Origin of the sequence: Bacillus sp. FSL K6-1284 (genome assembly GCF_038002625.1) — a bacterium.
In the GTDB taxonomy this organism is placed as follows: Bacteria; Bacillota; Bacilli; order Bacillales; family Bacillaceae; genus Bacillus; species Bacillus paralicheniformis.
In genome coordinates, this window is the sequence record NZ_JBBOCW010000001.1 from 4,217,092 (window position 1) to 4,231,263 (window position 14,172).

The 14,172-nt window shown below is 43.2% G+C and carries 15 protein-coding genes; 1 reads left to right on the forward strand and 14 read right to left on the reverse strand.

Annotated features, from left to right (window positions below; translation table 11 throughout):
• Position 1: 1 nt before the first annotated feature.
• Together aceB and yhfH are read right to left on the reverse strand one after the other, a co-directional pair.
• Positions 2-1,591, reverse strand: a complete 1,590-nt coding sequence (aceB, locus tag MHB72_RS21480; RefSeq protein ID WP_216919161.1) for a malate synthase A — start codon at positions 1,589-1,591, stop codon at positions 2-4.
• 42 nt (positions 1,592-1,633) lie between these two features.
• Positions 1,634-1,771 carry a protein YhfH gene (yhfH, locus tag MHB72_RS21485; protein WP_023856901.1) on the reverse strand — a complete coding sequence of 46 codons (138 nt, stop codon included), beginning with the start codon at positions 1,769-1,771 and terminating at the stop codon, positions 1,634-1,636.
• Between the two features lie 214 nt (positions 1,772-1,985).
• Here yhfH and MHB72_RS21490 point away from each other — a divergent pair, with 214 nt between their 5' ends.
• The gene (locus MHB72_RS21490) at positions 1,986-4,127 is read left to right on the forward strand and encodes an ArnT family glycosyltransferase (RefSeq protein ID WP_216919669.1); all 2,142 of its coding nucleotides are present in this window, start codon (positions 1,986-1,988) and stop codon (positions 4,125-4,127) included.
• Positions 4,128-4,170: 43 nt separating this feature from the next.
• On the opposite strand, the gene MHB72_RS21495 is transcribed toward MHB72_RS21490, so the two are convergent.
• From MHB72_RS21495 to MHB72_RS21550, 12 genes are all read right to left on the reverse strand, one after another.
• Positions 4,171-4,638 carry a DUF2716 domain-containing protein gene (locus MHB72_RS21495; RefSeq protein WP_216919159.1) on the reverse strand — a complete coding sequence of 156 codons (468 nt, stop codon included), beginning with the start codon at positions 4,636-4,638 and terminating at the stop codon, positions 4,171-4,173.
• 82 nt (positions 4,639-4,720) lie between these two features.
• On the reverse strand, positions 4,721-5,458 hold the full coding sequence (locus MHB72_RS21500; RefSeq protein ID WP_245117641.1) for a DUF2750 domain-containing protein: 738 nt from the start codon (positions 5,456-5,458) through the stop codon (positions 4,721-4,723).
• 25 nt (positions 5,459-5,483) lie between these two features.
• The gene (locus tag MHB72_RS21505) at positions 5,484-5,837 is read right to left on the reverse strand and encodes a YxiJ family protein (RefSeq protein ID WP_026580354.1); all 354 of its coding nucleotides are present in this window, start codon (positions 5,835-5,837) and stop codon (positions 5,484-5,486) included.
• Between the two features lie 190 nt (positions 5,838-6,027).
• Positions 6,028-6,501 (reverse strand): hypothetical protein, encoded by a 474-nt coding sequence (locus MHB72_RS21510; RefSeq protein ID WP_340903930.1) that lies wholly within the window; start codon positions 6,499-6,501, stop codon positions 6,028-6,030.
• A 14-nt stretch (positions 6,502-6,515) separates the two neighbouring features.
• Positions 6,516-7,274 (reverse strand): hypothetical protein, encoded by a 759-nt coding sequence (locus MHB72_RS21515; RefSeq protein WP_216919156.1) that lies wholly within the window; start codon positions 7,272-7,274, stop codon positions 6,516-6,518.
• On the reverse strand, positions 7,250-7,636 hold the full coding sequence (locus tag MHB72_RS21520; protein ID WP_306738993.1) for a hypothetical protein: 387 nt from the start codon (positions 7,634-7,636) through the stop codon (positions 7,250-7,252). Before MHB72_RS21520 ends, MHB72_RS21515 begins: the two co-directional genes overlap by 25 nt.
• On the reverse strand, positions 7,599-8,273 hold the full coding sequence (locus MHB72_RS21525; RefSeq protein WP_216919154.1) for a DUF7003 family protein: 675 nt from the start codon (positions 8,271-8,273) through the stop codon (positions 7,599-7,601). The genes MHB72_RS21520 and MHB72_RS21525 overlap by 38 nt, the downstream gene beginning before the upstream one ends.
• Before the next feature lie 23 nt (positions 8,274-8,296).
• Positions 8,297-8,989 carry a DUF7003 family protein gene (locus MHB72_RS21530; protein ID WP_216919152.1) on the reverse strand — a complete coding sequence of 231 codons (693 nt, stop codon included), beginning with the start codon at positions 8,987-8,989 and terminating at the stop codon, positions 8,297-8,299.
• A gap of 180 nt (positions 8,990-9,169) precedes the next feature.
• On the reverse strand, positions 9,170-9,931 hold the full coding sequence (locus MHB72_RS21535; protein ID WP_216919150.1) for a hypothetical protein: 762 nt from the start codon (positions 9,929-9,931) through the stop codon (positions 9,170-9,172).
• 438 nt (positions 9,932-10,369) lie between these two features.
• The gene (locus MHB72_RS21540; RefSeq protein WP_020453507.1) at positions 10,370-12,310 is read right to left on the reverse strand and encodes an ABC transporter permease; all 1,941 of its coding nucleotides are present in this window, start codon (positions 12,308-12,310) and stop codon (positions 10,370-10,372) included.
• On the reverse strand, positions 12,300-13,061 hold the full coding sequence (locus MHB72_RS21545) for an ABC transporter ATP-binding protein (RefSeq protein WP_020453508.1): 762 nt from the start codon (positions 13,059-13,061) through the stop codon (positions 12,300-12,302). Before MHB72_RS21545 ends, MHB72_RS21540 begins: the two co-directional genes overlap by 11 nt.
• A 101-nt stretch (positions 13,062-13,162) precedes the next feature.
• Positions 13,163-14,167, reverse strand: coding sequence for a sensor histidine kinase (locus tag MHB72_RS21550; protein ID WP_216919148.1), 1,005 nt, complete (start codon positions 14,165-14,167; stop codon positions 13,163-13,165).
• Positions 14,168-14,172: the final 5 nt, after the last annotated feature.

The following is a 14,172-nucleotide window of genomic DNA, read 5'->3' on the forward strand; positions in this document are numbered from 1 at the left end:
ATCATATTTTTTCATAAGCGGGTATCGTTAGAAATTCCGCGAATTCATCATCCAAAATCAGCTGTTCAAATAACTGTCCGGCCTCTTCGAACCGGCCGCTCCGAAAATGTTCTATGCCGGCTTCTTCGAAGATTTTCTGCATTTCTTCCTCTTTCATCATCTTGACCATTTCGGCGTTGACTTTCCGGCCATCGTCAAGAACCCCTTTCGGATGGCGAATCCATTGCCAAAGCTGGGCTCTGGAAATCTCCGCCGTTGCTGCGTCCTCCATTAAGTGGTCAATCGGAGCGGCGCCTCTGCCCGACAGCCATGAAGCTAAATAGCGGATGCCGGCGCTGATATTGGTACGGACGCCTGCTTCTGTAATCCGGCCTTTCGGTACTTCCAGCAAGTCTTTTTCCTCGACCTTTACGTCTTCCCGCTTTCTATGAATCTGGTTCGCCGACGGCATATGCTGATTGAATACATCGAGCGCCGTTTGAATCATGCCGGGATGCGCGATCCATGTTCCGTCATGTCCGTCTTTTACTTCACGTTCCTTATCTTCGCGGATTTTGGCAAATGCGGCTTCATTGATCTCAGGTTTGTCTTTAGCGGGAATTTGCGCCGCCATTCCCCCGATCGCATGGACGTTGCGTTTATGACACGTTTGAATCGCCAAGAGGGAGTACGCTCTCATGTTTGGAACCGTCATCGTCACGGCTGAGCGGTCTGGAAGAATGACTTCTTCCCTGTTCCTGAATTTCTTAATAAAGCTGAAAATATAATCCCACCTGCCGCAGTTAAGTCCGGCTGAATGCTCCTTCAATTCATAGAGGATTTCATCCATTTCAAAAGCCGCCAGGATCGTTTCAACGAGAACCGTCGCTTTAATCGTCCCCTGCGGAATGCGCAAGTCGTTTTGCGCATAAACAAACACGTCGTTCCACAGCCTTGCTTCCAGATGGTTTTCGATTTTTGGAAGGTAGAAATAAGGGCCGCTTCCTTTTTTAATCAGCTCTTTTGCGTTATGGAAAAAATAAAGGCCAAAATCGAACAGGCTTGCTGACACGGACTTGCCGCCGATCAGCACATGCTTCTCTTCCAAGTGCCATCCCCTCGGTCTTACAATGATGACGGCGGGGTTTTCTTTCAGCTCATAGCGTTTGCCCTGTTCATTCGTAAAAGAAATCGTCCCGCGAACCGCGTCCCGCAAATTAACCTGGCCTTCAATGCAGTTTTTCCAAGTCGGCGAGTTCGCATCTTCAAAGTCGGCCATAAAGACTTTCGCTCCTGAATTTAAAGCATTGATGACCATTTTTCTGTCGACCGGGCCGGTGATTTCAACCCTGCGGTCCTCCAAATCCCGGGGGAGCGGCGCGACCGTCCACTCCGCCTCGCGGATGTGCTTCGTTTCCGCCAAAAAACCCGGATTCTTCCCTTGATCAATTTCAGCCTGCCTGATCGTTCGCAAATGCAGCAATTCCCGTCTTCTTCCCCCGAAATGTCGTTCAAGACGTCCGATAAACTCCAGCGCTTCTTTTGTCAAAATCTCTTCATACTGCGGATTCATCGATCCGGTTATCTGAGTTCTCTTCTCCTCTGTTTTCATGTCTCCCTACCCCTTTACATGCATTGTTATAAAACAGTTTGCTTACTCGCCTTTTTTGGAAAGACAGCGCTCACATTCCATAAAGTAAGATTCAGCCTGCTCCTCCATCTTTTCACCGCATTCAGGGCAAGTTTTTTTTGGAAGCGTTCTGAAAAATTCCATCGGACTTTTCAAGCTCATTTGTGTCACTCTCCTTTTTATAGAACAGTTTTATGTTTTTAATTTCTGTTGTAGTACAGTATACAGCGCAAAAAGAAAAAAGTACACACCTTTTTCCAAAAAATATTTATTTTTTTCCATTCAAACAAAAATAGATTGTTCTCTTTTTATTCATAACTTGTTCATATTTTTCTTCTAGAATAGGGAACATAAAGAGGTGAAAGTAATGATGAAAATAAAAAACAAACAACTTGATGTCATTCTGATTCTTATTTTGTTGGCAGCTCTTATTCTGAATACATATAACATTTGGCAGGACAATGCCGCCAACCAGTATTACTTGGCGGCGGTCAAAAGCATGACGCAAAGCTTCCACAATTTCTTCTTTGCGTCATTCGACTCTTCCGGATTCGTGTCAGTAGATAAGCCGCCCCTCGTTTTATGGATTCAGACCATATTTGCGAAAATTTTCGGCGTGCATACGTGGAGTGTGATTTTGCCGCAGGCGCTTGCAGGTGCGGGTTCCGTCTATCTGCTATACGCACTGATTAAACCGAAATTCGGAAAAGGAGCCGCCCGCATTTCAGCGCTGGTGATGGCGCTGACGCCGATCGCGGTTGCCGTAAGCCGGACGAATAATATCGACAGCATGCTCGTTTTCACGCTCCTTCTTGGTACATGGTGCCTGATGAAGGCGGTCAAACAAGGCAGGCTGATCTGGCTGCTCGCTGCATTTGGCCTCATCGGCCTCGGGTTCAATATGAAGATGCTTCAGGCATTCATGGTGCTTCCCGCGTTCTTGCTGTTTTATCTCATCGCGGCCCATGCGAATTGGAAGAAAAAAATTGTGTCCGCTGTTTTATCGCTTATTGTTCTCACCGGCGTTTCGCTTTCTTGGGCGCTTGCTGTCGACTATACATCGGCCGACAGCCGCCCGTATGTCGGAAGCAGTCAAACCAACTCCGTGCTTGAACTGGCTTTCGGCTACAACGGCACAGAGCGGCTGCTCGGCCAGACGACGGGCAACGTCCGCGGCGATATGAACGGTTTTAGAGGAGACATGCAGCAGCCGAACGGCAATGCACACACTCAGAACGGGAACAATGCAGTCGACAGCTCCAATGGACAAAATGGCGCGATGCAGCCGCCGGGTGCAAGCAGCGCGACCAACGGCAATGCGCAAACTCAAGACGGAAGCCGTTCATCCGACGGCTCCGATGGACAAAACGGTGCAATGCAGCCGCCGGCTGCGGGCAACGCGACCGATGACGGTTCTCAAGGAGCAAACGGCGGCAGTCAGCCGCCAACCGGAGGCGGACCGGGTGCAGGTCAAGGCAGCGGACAAAGCATGAACATGTTCGGCACCGGTGACGCAGGACCCCTGCGGCTCTTCCAATCTGCTTTATCGGGCCAAATTAGCTGGATGCTTCCATTCGCATTATTCGGACTGCTCGGCATGATCATCAGCTGGCTCCGCAGCCGCCGCGAAAATGCAGGCGAAATGAAAGAAACAATCTTTTGGGCTGCATGGCTCGTTCCTGTTGCCGGGTTCTTTAGCATCGCCGGATTCTTTCACCACTACTACTTGATTATGCTGGCGCCGCCGATCGCCGCACTGTCAGGAATTGGATGGTACGCGATGTACGCCCTTTACAAAAATCACAAAGACTGGGCAAGCTATCTGCTGCCGGCTGCCGTTCTGACAACGGCAGCATTCCAAGTGTATATTTTAAACGCATATACAAGCCAAATCGGCAGCGCCTGGATGTATGTCATGGGCCTCTTGGGGCTGGGTGTCAGCATCGCCTTACTGACGCTGAAGCGAAGTCATCCATTCGGAAGGCAGCTCACCATCATCAGCTTGTGCGTGCTTCTTTTGACACCGGTCTATTGGTCGGCAACACCGATCCTTTACGGAGGAAACAGCGTTCTTCCTGAATCAGGGCCTCAGCTGCAAAGCTCCAACGGAGGCGGAATGTTCAGCTCGGATGTGGACACAGGACTGCTCACATACCTCCGGAAAAATAATACCGGCGAAGAGTACCTGTTCGCGACATTGACAACGGTAACCGCAGCCCCGTATATCATCAATGCCGACGAAAATGTCATGGCGCTCGGAGGCTTCAACGGCACAGATCCGATCTTGTCGGTCAGTGAGCTGAAAAACCTCGTCAAAGAAGGAAAAATAAAATACTTTCTGATCAGTGACAACTCAGGCAACAGTGAGCTCGTCTCCTGGATTAAAGAAAACGGAACCGAAATTTCGTCTGATGAATACAACAGTACCACGAACAATACAGACAGCTCCGCACAGCAGGGCACAAGAGGCGGCCTGGGCGGCGGACAGCAGCAAACACTCTACAAGGTTGAGCTGTAGGAAATATGAGGAAGCCCATCGGACTCATCCGATGGGCTTTTGATTATGCTTTTCTAAAAATAACCGGCGGATGATGTTCAATATGGTCAAGAAGTTTTTCTCCATATAGGGTCATCGTTTGCCGCCAAGGGTCGCCAAGCACGCCCCATTCAAAATCCCGCTGGAAAAAGAAATAGTAATCCCCATTTGGAAAGATCGGAACCGGCCAATCCCCATATTCATCTTTAGGAAGCTGTCCGTGCGGACGAAACATATATCCTTCATGCTGCCAATCGAGCGCGTACATCGTCTCCAGCGGATCTGTACACGCTTTGAAGACGCCGATCATCTTCTCCTCCAAATCGGCAAGGAACCGGCCGTCTTCTTTAAACCCAGCGGACACATCATAGACAATATACGGCGTCGGCGGCTTCATCCTTGAACATTGAAGGCCGGGTTTCCATTTGACGACCCGATTCACCTTTGTCCACACTTTATCATTTTCCCGGCTGCTTAAAACGGTCCAGCTCATTTGATATCGTTCTCCTTTGCCCATTCAACCGTATAGGTTGGCTTCTGATAGCGCGCTTTCTGCTGGTGTTGATGTTTAACCCTTAATAATTCTCCAATTCCGCCAAAATGTCTTCCAAAAGAATATCGACCGGCAATGTAATCGCGTCTTTTGAATTGAAAAAGATGGACGGCTGAATCCCGTCTTCTTTCATGCCCGGCAGCCACTCATTCACGAATTCTTCGAGATCGATCGGCCTGGCTGTGCATTCCCTCCATTCCTGTTCTGCGCACAATTCGGCGTAGTCCTTTGCCGGCCAGAACGGAATCAATTTGCCGCCTTGATCATCCTCCGTCATCACCCATCCGTCGCCATATAATGACCAGACCTCTTCAAAGTCGGCGATTCTTTTAATAAAATACTCGTACCGCTTCTCTTTCGAAGCCTTTAATAAAGCCTCGACTTCTTTTTTGTTCAGCCTTGGCACGATTCGTTCAATGCGTGAAACATCATATGTATGGCAATAAAATTGGAATGTCCCGTCTTCATAATCTTCAACAACATAATTGATATTCTCCCAGCCGGCGTTTAATTGATCGATTTTGAAACCGCCATGCCGGCTTTCAAAATCGGTTAACCGAACAGAAGAAACCTCCTTAAATGTCAAATCAATATGATAGCTGTCATTCTCATCTTCATAGAGAACCGTCATGTCGATCGAGCTGATGTCTTTTCCTTCATGAAATTCTTTGTAGTATTGAAACCGGATAATTTCTTTAATATGAACCGGTGAAAACTCGGGTATTTCCAGATTAAGCTTTTCGTGTTTAGACAACTCCACTATAGTCACCTCTGTATGGGTATGGTCAAGTCTTCCTGCGGTTTACAATCGAACACAACAATCTCCTGACATTTTCATGCATGGCAACCACATGAAAAGTCTCAGGGTAATTTTCGATTTTGTTCTTTGGATAAACTTCAAAAAACGTTTTTTCTAGTGATTGGCGTTGCACCTTAGGCATTTTTTTATCCGCCAAAACGTAACCTAAACTGCCGGCGACGAGCGCAAAATACTCGTAAAAATCCCCTGACAAGCCGTGCCCGTCTTGTTCAAACGCATCCAAATCTGCCGGAAGCGGTCCTGACAAGCGCTTGTCCATATCCTTCAGTTGATTTACAGTATCAGCATCAAGCCGATAATATCTGTATCTTTTCTTCATTGTCCTTCACCCGCAGATCGTAAAAATTCTGTTTTATCAAAAGAAAAGTGGATCTCAATTATTGCCTACATATTGCTCATCACCTTTTACAATCACATTTATATACCTTTAGCTTCGACTTAGAATACGACATTCCGGAAGAGAGCAAAAAATATGTTTCGCCGAAGAAAAACGCCCCTTTAATGATGCATTATTCCACGACATAGACATCAGTCGCATCAAATTCAAACCAGATGACCTTCTCCTTTGATTCAATATGTACATCAACCTTTTGAGTCACGCTATTAAAATATTTTTTATTGTTAACCGGGTCTGCTACTAAAACAACAAAATCATTGATTGAAGCAAGAAAAGAGAGGTATTCTGTCAGCTTGTGTCTTTCTAGCAGTTCTTCTTTAGTCAACATGCACTCAACGTGGATGAGCCTTTTCGATAGGGCATTTACAGCAAATTGTTTATATTCAATGAATGGGTTCATTTCATCTATGAAATCGGGCGTTCCCATAATTTCGATAAGAATCTGGTTAAAATCGAGATGTTCAAAAAATGTAATGAGGTCATTGTTTGACAGAAGATCGGATGAGTACAGTGAATGGTAATGCAGAAGGTTGATCACATCCAGATTTCCTATACTCGTCAAAGACTCGGTATTTAATTTACACACGGACCGCACTCCTTCTAGTTAATCCAGGTCAGATATGATAGCTTTTGTCTGCTTTCCTTCATAAAGTCACTATTTGCAGCATTCCGTTCTAACTCAAACAATTCTTGAATGGATATATCCGGAAAGGTTTCGTCTAATAAACGGTTTCTTCGATTTGTATACAATACACGAGCGAGCGGCTCATGATTTGAGCTGATAACCTTAAAGGTATAATCGATAATATAGCTTTCTTGTAAACACATTGCCGCGAAGACATGTTCTTTTAATAAGTCTTTCCCTATTTCTGCTGAAGCCGCCTCGTCCATTCCCTTGTAAACCTTATTGAACAGAATGCAGACCGCACTACCTTCATATTCATCTATCATCTGCATGATATGAAAGAAAGTGTTATGGCTGTCAGGCACAATGATTTTATCCCCAATTTTATAATTTTGTCCTTTAGGAATCTTATAGTTCGCAATCTCTTCTTTAAAACTGTCGCGCAGTTCTTGAGAAACCATAAAGGAAGGGTTATACAGTTCATTTATAACCGCGGCCACTTCAAACACTTTTTGGCCATCCCGATAGGAAACTGAGGTTCCATCGGCTTCTGAATCAAAGGCTATCCTACCGAATCCTCTTTGCTTTAATTCTTTTCTAATGAGAGAGACAGCCTGCTCTGTCGTTTCTTGATTCAATAATGCTGCCACATCTGCATAAAACCAATATTTTTTGATGACAGAGTCAGGAAAGTAGATATCTATTTTTCCTAATCGAAACGTTCGTTGGTGCACTTTCTCACCTCATCAATGGGGCCGTTCCAGTATTCTTCTATCCAATCCTTTAGTTCCTCTTTATCATGCAAATATGTTTCAGGTGAATCCTTTAAATCGAATCCGCTTAGTAAAATCAACAAATTCCATACCCTCTCATCTTCTACTTCCGGATCGTCAGCGTATACATAACCCCCTGCCCAATCCGAAAGTTCCTCTCTCGCCAAATCTCCTTTTAACACCTGTTTCATTTTGCAGATACAGTCCGATAATTCAGGTTTTTCCACATCTAACACCTCTTTTGTTATCGAATGTGATTCTCCCCATAGGCTTTCTAAACATGCCTTAGTCGATATCGTAATCTTCCCACTGTTTCCAATCATTATTTGGGACCCCTGCACAAACCCGACCTTGTCCAGTTTCAAGATATTCTGCAAATGATTGAAATGAAACTAATTCACTTGGGCTAGTTAAATAATCGGGATACTCCCAATTCTCTGTTTCATACACTCCTTCATAATCGCCTTGTAGTCCTAATTCATTCAGAAGATTTTCGGGTTTTATCCAAAGAGCCTCTCTGAAAGAAGGATCTTCAAACAAATTTCTAAAGTATGTTTTCCACGCTCCTTCTTTTGTCTGTTTTTGGTATCTGTTTCTCTGGTTAGCTTTTATACAGTAAAGAGTCTCCGCAATTTCAATTTTGGCTACTTCGCTTAATTGAACCAGATTACTTTCATGATATGTTACCAGCTCACCTGCTTTGGTCGTTAAAGAGAAGTCGTCCATAATGATTAAGCTGTAGTTGTCTGAAAAACTGTTGCTGTATGCATGAATAGACAGAAAAGGCCCTTTATCATCTATTTGAAAGCACTGTATTGAAAGTAACCAATCATCTTTATTTAATCGCATTAACGTACATTTACTGCCGATATAGTTACATTCGCGCCATTCAAAAATCGGTCTGTTTAATTCACTAAATTCACCGTCTAATAAACTAAGAATTTCTCTGCTTTTAATCAATGGATTTCTCCCTTAAATACTTTTTAAAAATAATCGACAGAATCTGTGGATGCCCACATTGGCCACTCTGTATTTCCATTGGCATAGTCTGATAGATATGTTGCTTTTTTGCGGCATATTGCTTCGGCAATTGATTGAAAGAAAGGAGAAAGACTTGGCAAATCCTTTTCTGTTTCTGGATGTATCCACGTTTCTGTTGAATACAATTGGTCATACATTAACGGGAGATCAGCAGTTTGGAGTTGTTCATGTTTTGTCAGCCAGAGAGTGTCGAGAAATAAACGGTTTTTACTCATCTGCCTCAAACAGGTAATCCATTCATTCTCCGCATTAATATTTGCTTGCACTTTTTGCTCAATGAAAAAATGAAATACTTTCTCTCTAAGGACAATGCTAAACGGATTTTTTGCAAAACCGGTTTCCACATCCTCCAACTCTAATTTGTTTCCTTTTTCGTCCAAAAACGCAAACGGCTCATCAACTAAAAAGCTTACTTCATGATTGGTTACTTGATTGCCCATCGCATGAAAATCAATAGCCGGCCCCAATTTTGACAATCCGAACAACTGAAACGTCAAGAGCCAGTTATCCTCTTCAACAAATACCGAAAGTTTGCCTTTTGCGAAGTCGAAATTTCCGTTATCAAGCAATGGAAACTCTCCCTTTTTGAATGAATCATCAAGCAATGCAAGAATCGCTTCTTTATTTTTGAGCACACTCATCACCCCCGTTTTGCCTTTTGCTAACACTTTTTGGTTTTTTGTGTAATTAAATTGCTATTCGTCTAAAACGCCTTACCACTAATCCAATTTCCGAAAGCTCATGGTGTTTTATGATCGTTTAACAGCTACCATGGCTACTCCTAGTTAATATATCAGGCCACACTGGATATTTATTTATGTTTCATACTTAATGATATCTTCCATTGAAATGCCGTTAGAATACTTCATTAGAATCGTCTCTATACATAAATGGCCGAATATTCCTATGGGGTTATAAATGGCCTTACCTGTTTTCTGATCTACTTCTGTTAATACATCATCTCCACCTAAAGAGCCTTCTTTTCCTTCACTAATAAAATATTTTCCTTCCTCATAAGTAATAAATCTTAATTTGGATTCATCATATTGTTTCAACAAATCTTGAGTTGCTTTAGAAACAACCTTCCAATCATCCTGCAAAAAACCAGTGTAACTTGTATTTGCTACAAATAGCTTATTTTCTTCTTTTAGTAAATCAAGTATCATAGCTTTACTCAGCTTTTGATCTACAAAAATGTCATAATACTGAATTAGCACATCATCATCTTTACGTTTTGCCAAGTTTCCTTCCAAAACCCATGCATAGCTGTATTTATTTATCTCCTCTAAGGGAATCTCAATAATAGCGCCGGGCACAATTTTTGACAGGGACTTAGCTTTTTTTGTTGAAGCTTTTATATCTGTAATTTGTCTTTCGTTTAGCTCCGGAAAAAATGACTCTCCATTTGTGTTCAATACATGAAGCAATGTTACGAAAAATTCGTCTAAAGCCGGTTCCCTATCCAAATGCTCCTTGGACATTTTATAGAATTTCTCTACCGCATCGTGAAGGATATCCAATCCGTCATCACCGATCATAATGTTCTTGTTTTTATGTTCTTCTTCCCAAATGCCCAATAGAAAGCTCCCTTCAACTCTTTCTTCTCTATTGCAACTGACAGCAAGTATTCATAGCGTTTCTTCCGTATGTATACAGCCGCCTGTCCAGTACTATTTTAAATGTTTCTGTACCTGGACAACCGCAAGCTGTGGAATTAACCAAGGTATCGTCAAACAATCGCTCTTTTGTATCAAAATGGTTGAATCACAAACTCATAATCAACGGTATCTCTTTTTCAGCATAGATCACTTTTTCCATCGTTTAGCTTCATTATTATCTATATTTTAACCGATGCATAGAACTGTTACAATATTCCTAAAATATTTAAGGGATTAAAACCCAATAAAAATTACATTTTTTTATATTCATTAAGCGAAGCAAAAAAGGCTGCCCCCACTCGGGAACAGCCCTTTCATTCGTCTCTGATGCTGCGGCCGAGATTCCACACGGCTCAGCTACAGCGCCGACTTGATCACTTTCTTACCGTAAAGAACGGACAGCAAACCGAAAATAGAATACAGAACGGTGTACAGCACCATCACGATGATCATCGGCGTCCGCACCTCTGCTCCGAATAAGAACCAGCCGGATTGGACAGCAAAGTAACTGTGAGACAGGCCGATAACCAATGGAATTCCGAAATTATACATTTGCTTGATTCGTATCCCCTTCAGAAGATCCCCGCGCGTGAAACCAAGTTTTCTCAAGATCGTGTAATTCGGTTTCTCATCTTCGCTTTCGTCCATTTGTTTAAAGTAAAGGATGCATCCTGATGTGATCAGAAACGTAAGTCCTAGAAATCCTACGATAAACATGGCAAGTCCGAAAAGCGATTTTTGAGCTGTGCTTGCATCGAGGAGCGATAAATGCTGATCGTTTTGATTCACTGTTGCAAACAATTCATTTGCCTGCTGAATCTGATCTTCATCTTTTAAATTGATCCCGTAAAAAAGACTCGACTTCTGCTGTAATTTTGGATCTTTGTCTTGGCTCAGACGTTTAAACAGCGCATCATCCACAACGGCTACAGGCAATCCGCCGCTGGTAAAGTTGAAGGATAAGAGCGACTCTTTTCTCAAGCCTATATAGTTTAATGGGATTGTCTCATGCCTGCTCTTTACCTTTACGGCACCGGTCTCTTTTAAAGCCATAAATTTCTGGAGAAGGTCGGTATACCCTGAGAAAATGACGTCTCCTTTGTGCACGTCAATCCCGTCAATTTGTGCATCGCTGACCACAGCAAGAGGTAATTTCCCCGGGTCGCCAGCCATATTTTCAGGATCCCCTTCGACAACTTGTTCCAGATTGAAAGTCGCCTGAATGACATGAATTTCTTTTTTGCTGTATGGAATGTTGTTTTCATCCAATAGTTGTTCGAACCGTTTTGCATCCTTTTGATTTGTCATAGCGAAATCAGCCGCCACATTTTGTTCGGCGGCTTTCTCTGCAGAGTAGTACGAAATATAGCACAAGGATAACAAACCGATCGCCAGTGCCGTAACAGTGGTGATGATCGTTAATAATAGAGCGTTTGATTTCAGCCGGAACATGATCGATGAAAGGGACAGCACTTCATAAATATTTAAGTAGCCTCCTTTGCTTTTGCGGATGATGTTGGAGACAAAGCTGACCGATCCTTTATAAAAGAAGTACGTTCCGATGATAACGGTACCGAGAATAAAGCTCATCGCATAAAACAGCTCATCTATGGTCTTGAATTTTCCGCTGAACAACTCAGTGGAAATGTAATATCCCGACAAAATAAACAAGATGCCCAATAAGCCAATGATCATTTGAAAAACGGATATTCTCTTTACCTTATCTTCCGTAGCTGATGTCGCTTTAAATAATGACAAAATGCTTTGCTTTTTGATAAACGTATAATTCATCACCATCACCAGCAGGTAGATTCCGCAGAATACAATGACAGTTTGCACAAGCGCTTCTCCGGAAAAATTCAATTCGGTTTCAGCTTGAACATCTACTATTTTAAATAAAGTCATAAGCACGAGCTTTGAGATCGAAAACCCGGCAAACACCCCAATGACCAAAGAGCCGAAATACAGCATGACATTTTCCAAACTTAAAATGCGGAAGATTTTTTGCTTCCTCATGCCGATTAGCTGGAATAAACCGATTTCTTTGCTGCGCCGCTTAATAAAAATCGTATTGGCATACAAAATAAAAACTGCTACTACTGCCACTAGAAGAATGGAAGCTGCTTTCAAAGCCGCTGCGCCTTTTATCGATGCCTTCACTTCATCGATCGCCGGATCATACTGCAGCGTAACAAACGCAAAATAAAGCGCCACGCTGAAGATTAACGCAAACACATAAAGGTAATAGTTCCGTATATTCTTTTTCAGGTTGCGGAAGATCAGCTGATTAATACTCATGCTGAACCCCGCCTAACACGCCTTGCGTTTTCATGATGTCCTGAAAGAACATCTGCCTGTCTTGTCCGCCTTTATTCAGCTGCGTATAAATTTGTCCGTCTTTAATGAAAACCACTCTGCTGCAGAAGCTCGCGGCGACGGGATCATGGGTGACCATAATGATTGTGGCCCGGCGCTTTTGATTTAACTGGCTCAGCTTGTTTAACAAGTCTGATGCGGATTTCGAATCAAGCGCACCGGTCGGTTCGTCAGCGAAAATAATGCTCGGTTCATGAATAAACGCCCTGGCTGCTGATGTGCGCTGTTTTTGCCCGCCGGAAATTTCATTCGGATATTTATTCTTCAGCTCAAAGATGCCTAATTCTTTCGCGACTTCCTCAAATTTTTGACCGGCTTCTTTTTTTGATATTTTTGTAATCGACAGCGGCAGAAGGATATTTTCTTTCACTGTCAGCGTATCGAGCAAATTGTATTCTTGAAAGATAAATCCTAAATGCTGCTTCCTGAATTCAGCAAGCTGTTTTTCCTTCAGATTCGTCATCTCAGCTTGGTTGATGTTAATCGTTCCGCCGCTCACCTGGTCAATAGAGGACAGAACATTGAGCAATGTTGTTTTGCCTGAACCTGACGGGCCCATAATACTGACAAATTCACCCTTTTGGATCTGAATGTCGATTCCCTTTAACACTTCGTGTTTATTGTGCTTATTTCCATAGCTTTTTCGTATTTTTTTCGCTTCTAAAATCATCATTTTTAAAATCTCCTTTTGACTGGATATTTTTATTATAGAAAGGAGGACAGCCGTTTTCCTTCGATTCAGCGAACAAAAAAGAAAAGCGTGTGACACTTTTGTCACACGCCAAGCACACGGGAAAATTCGTTCCGCTTCGGAAAAATCAGCGTAAAGGTTGTCCCCGTTCCTGGTTTAGAATCAACCTCGATATGAATCAGGAGCGGCTTTGCCGCTTTTTTCGCCAAGTACAGCCCCATTCCCGTGGCGGCCTGATCATGATGCTCCGTTGTTGATGTGAAACCTTTGTCAAACACACGCGGTATATCTTTTGGATCGATGCCCCGTCCAAAATCTTGAACTGCGAGATGTACCTGGCCATCTTGTTCATAGCTTTTAATCAAAATATCGGATGCTTCGCTGTATTTCACTGCGTTTGTCAGCAGCTGCCTCATGATAAAAGACAGCCATTTCGCATCGCTGAGCACTTCCCCGGCCTCAAGCTGTATATCAAACCCGATCCCTTTTGGAATGCACCATGATTGCAAATCTTTTAGTTCTTTAAAGATTAAAGGTTTGAGCTCTAGAGCTTCAAGAGACAAGTCATTTTCGATAAATGACATCCGCTTTTGATGAAGCTGGCGATCGAGCAGCAGGTGAACGCGCAGCCATTCATAGTCGAGTCTCGATTTTAATGATTGATCGTCAATCGTCTCCATGATCAAATGCATGGCGGTAAGCGGCGTTTTGACTTCGTGTATCCAGGCCATGAGCTCATCTTTTTCATTCTCCAATGCCAGGCGATGCTGCGCCGCCTCTTGCTTTAACTGTTTCGTTTGTTCGGCTATGCTTTTTTCAATCATCGTTTCGAAAGGCGTTTCCGCCTCTCGAATGTTTGTCACATCGAGATTGTGATCCCATTCTTCCAGGCTTTGATAAAACTTCGTTTCCCTCCGAAAGCGGACAAGTACAAAAACGATAAAAATAAATGAAGACAAATAGGTCATATATAAAATCGATGCAAAAGGAATGGATGAATCGACATAAGCGATAAACAGAAAGACGATCTGCTGCAAGACAAATATGGCGATCCAGCTTCGCCTCTCGGTCAAAAACGCTTTCAGCATTCTCA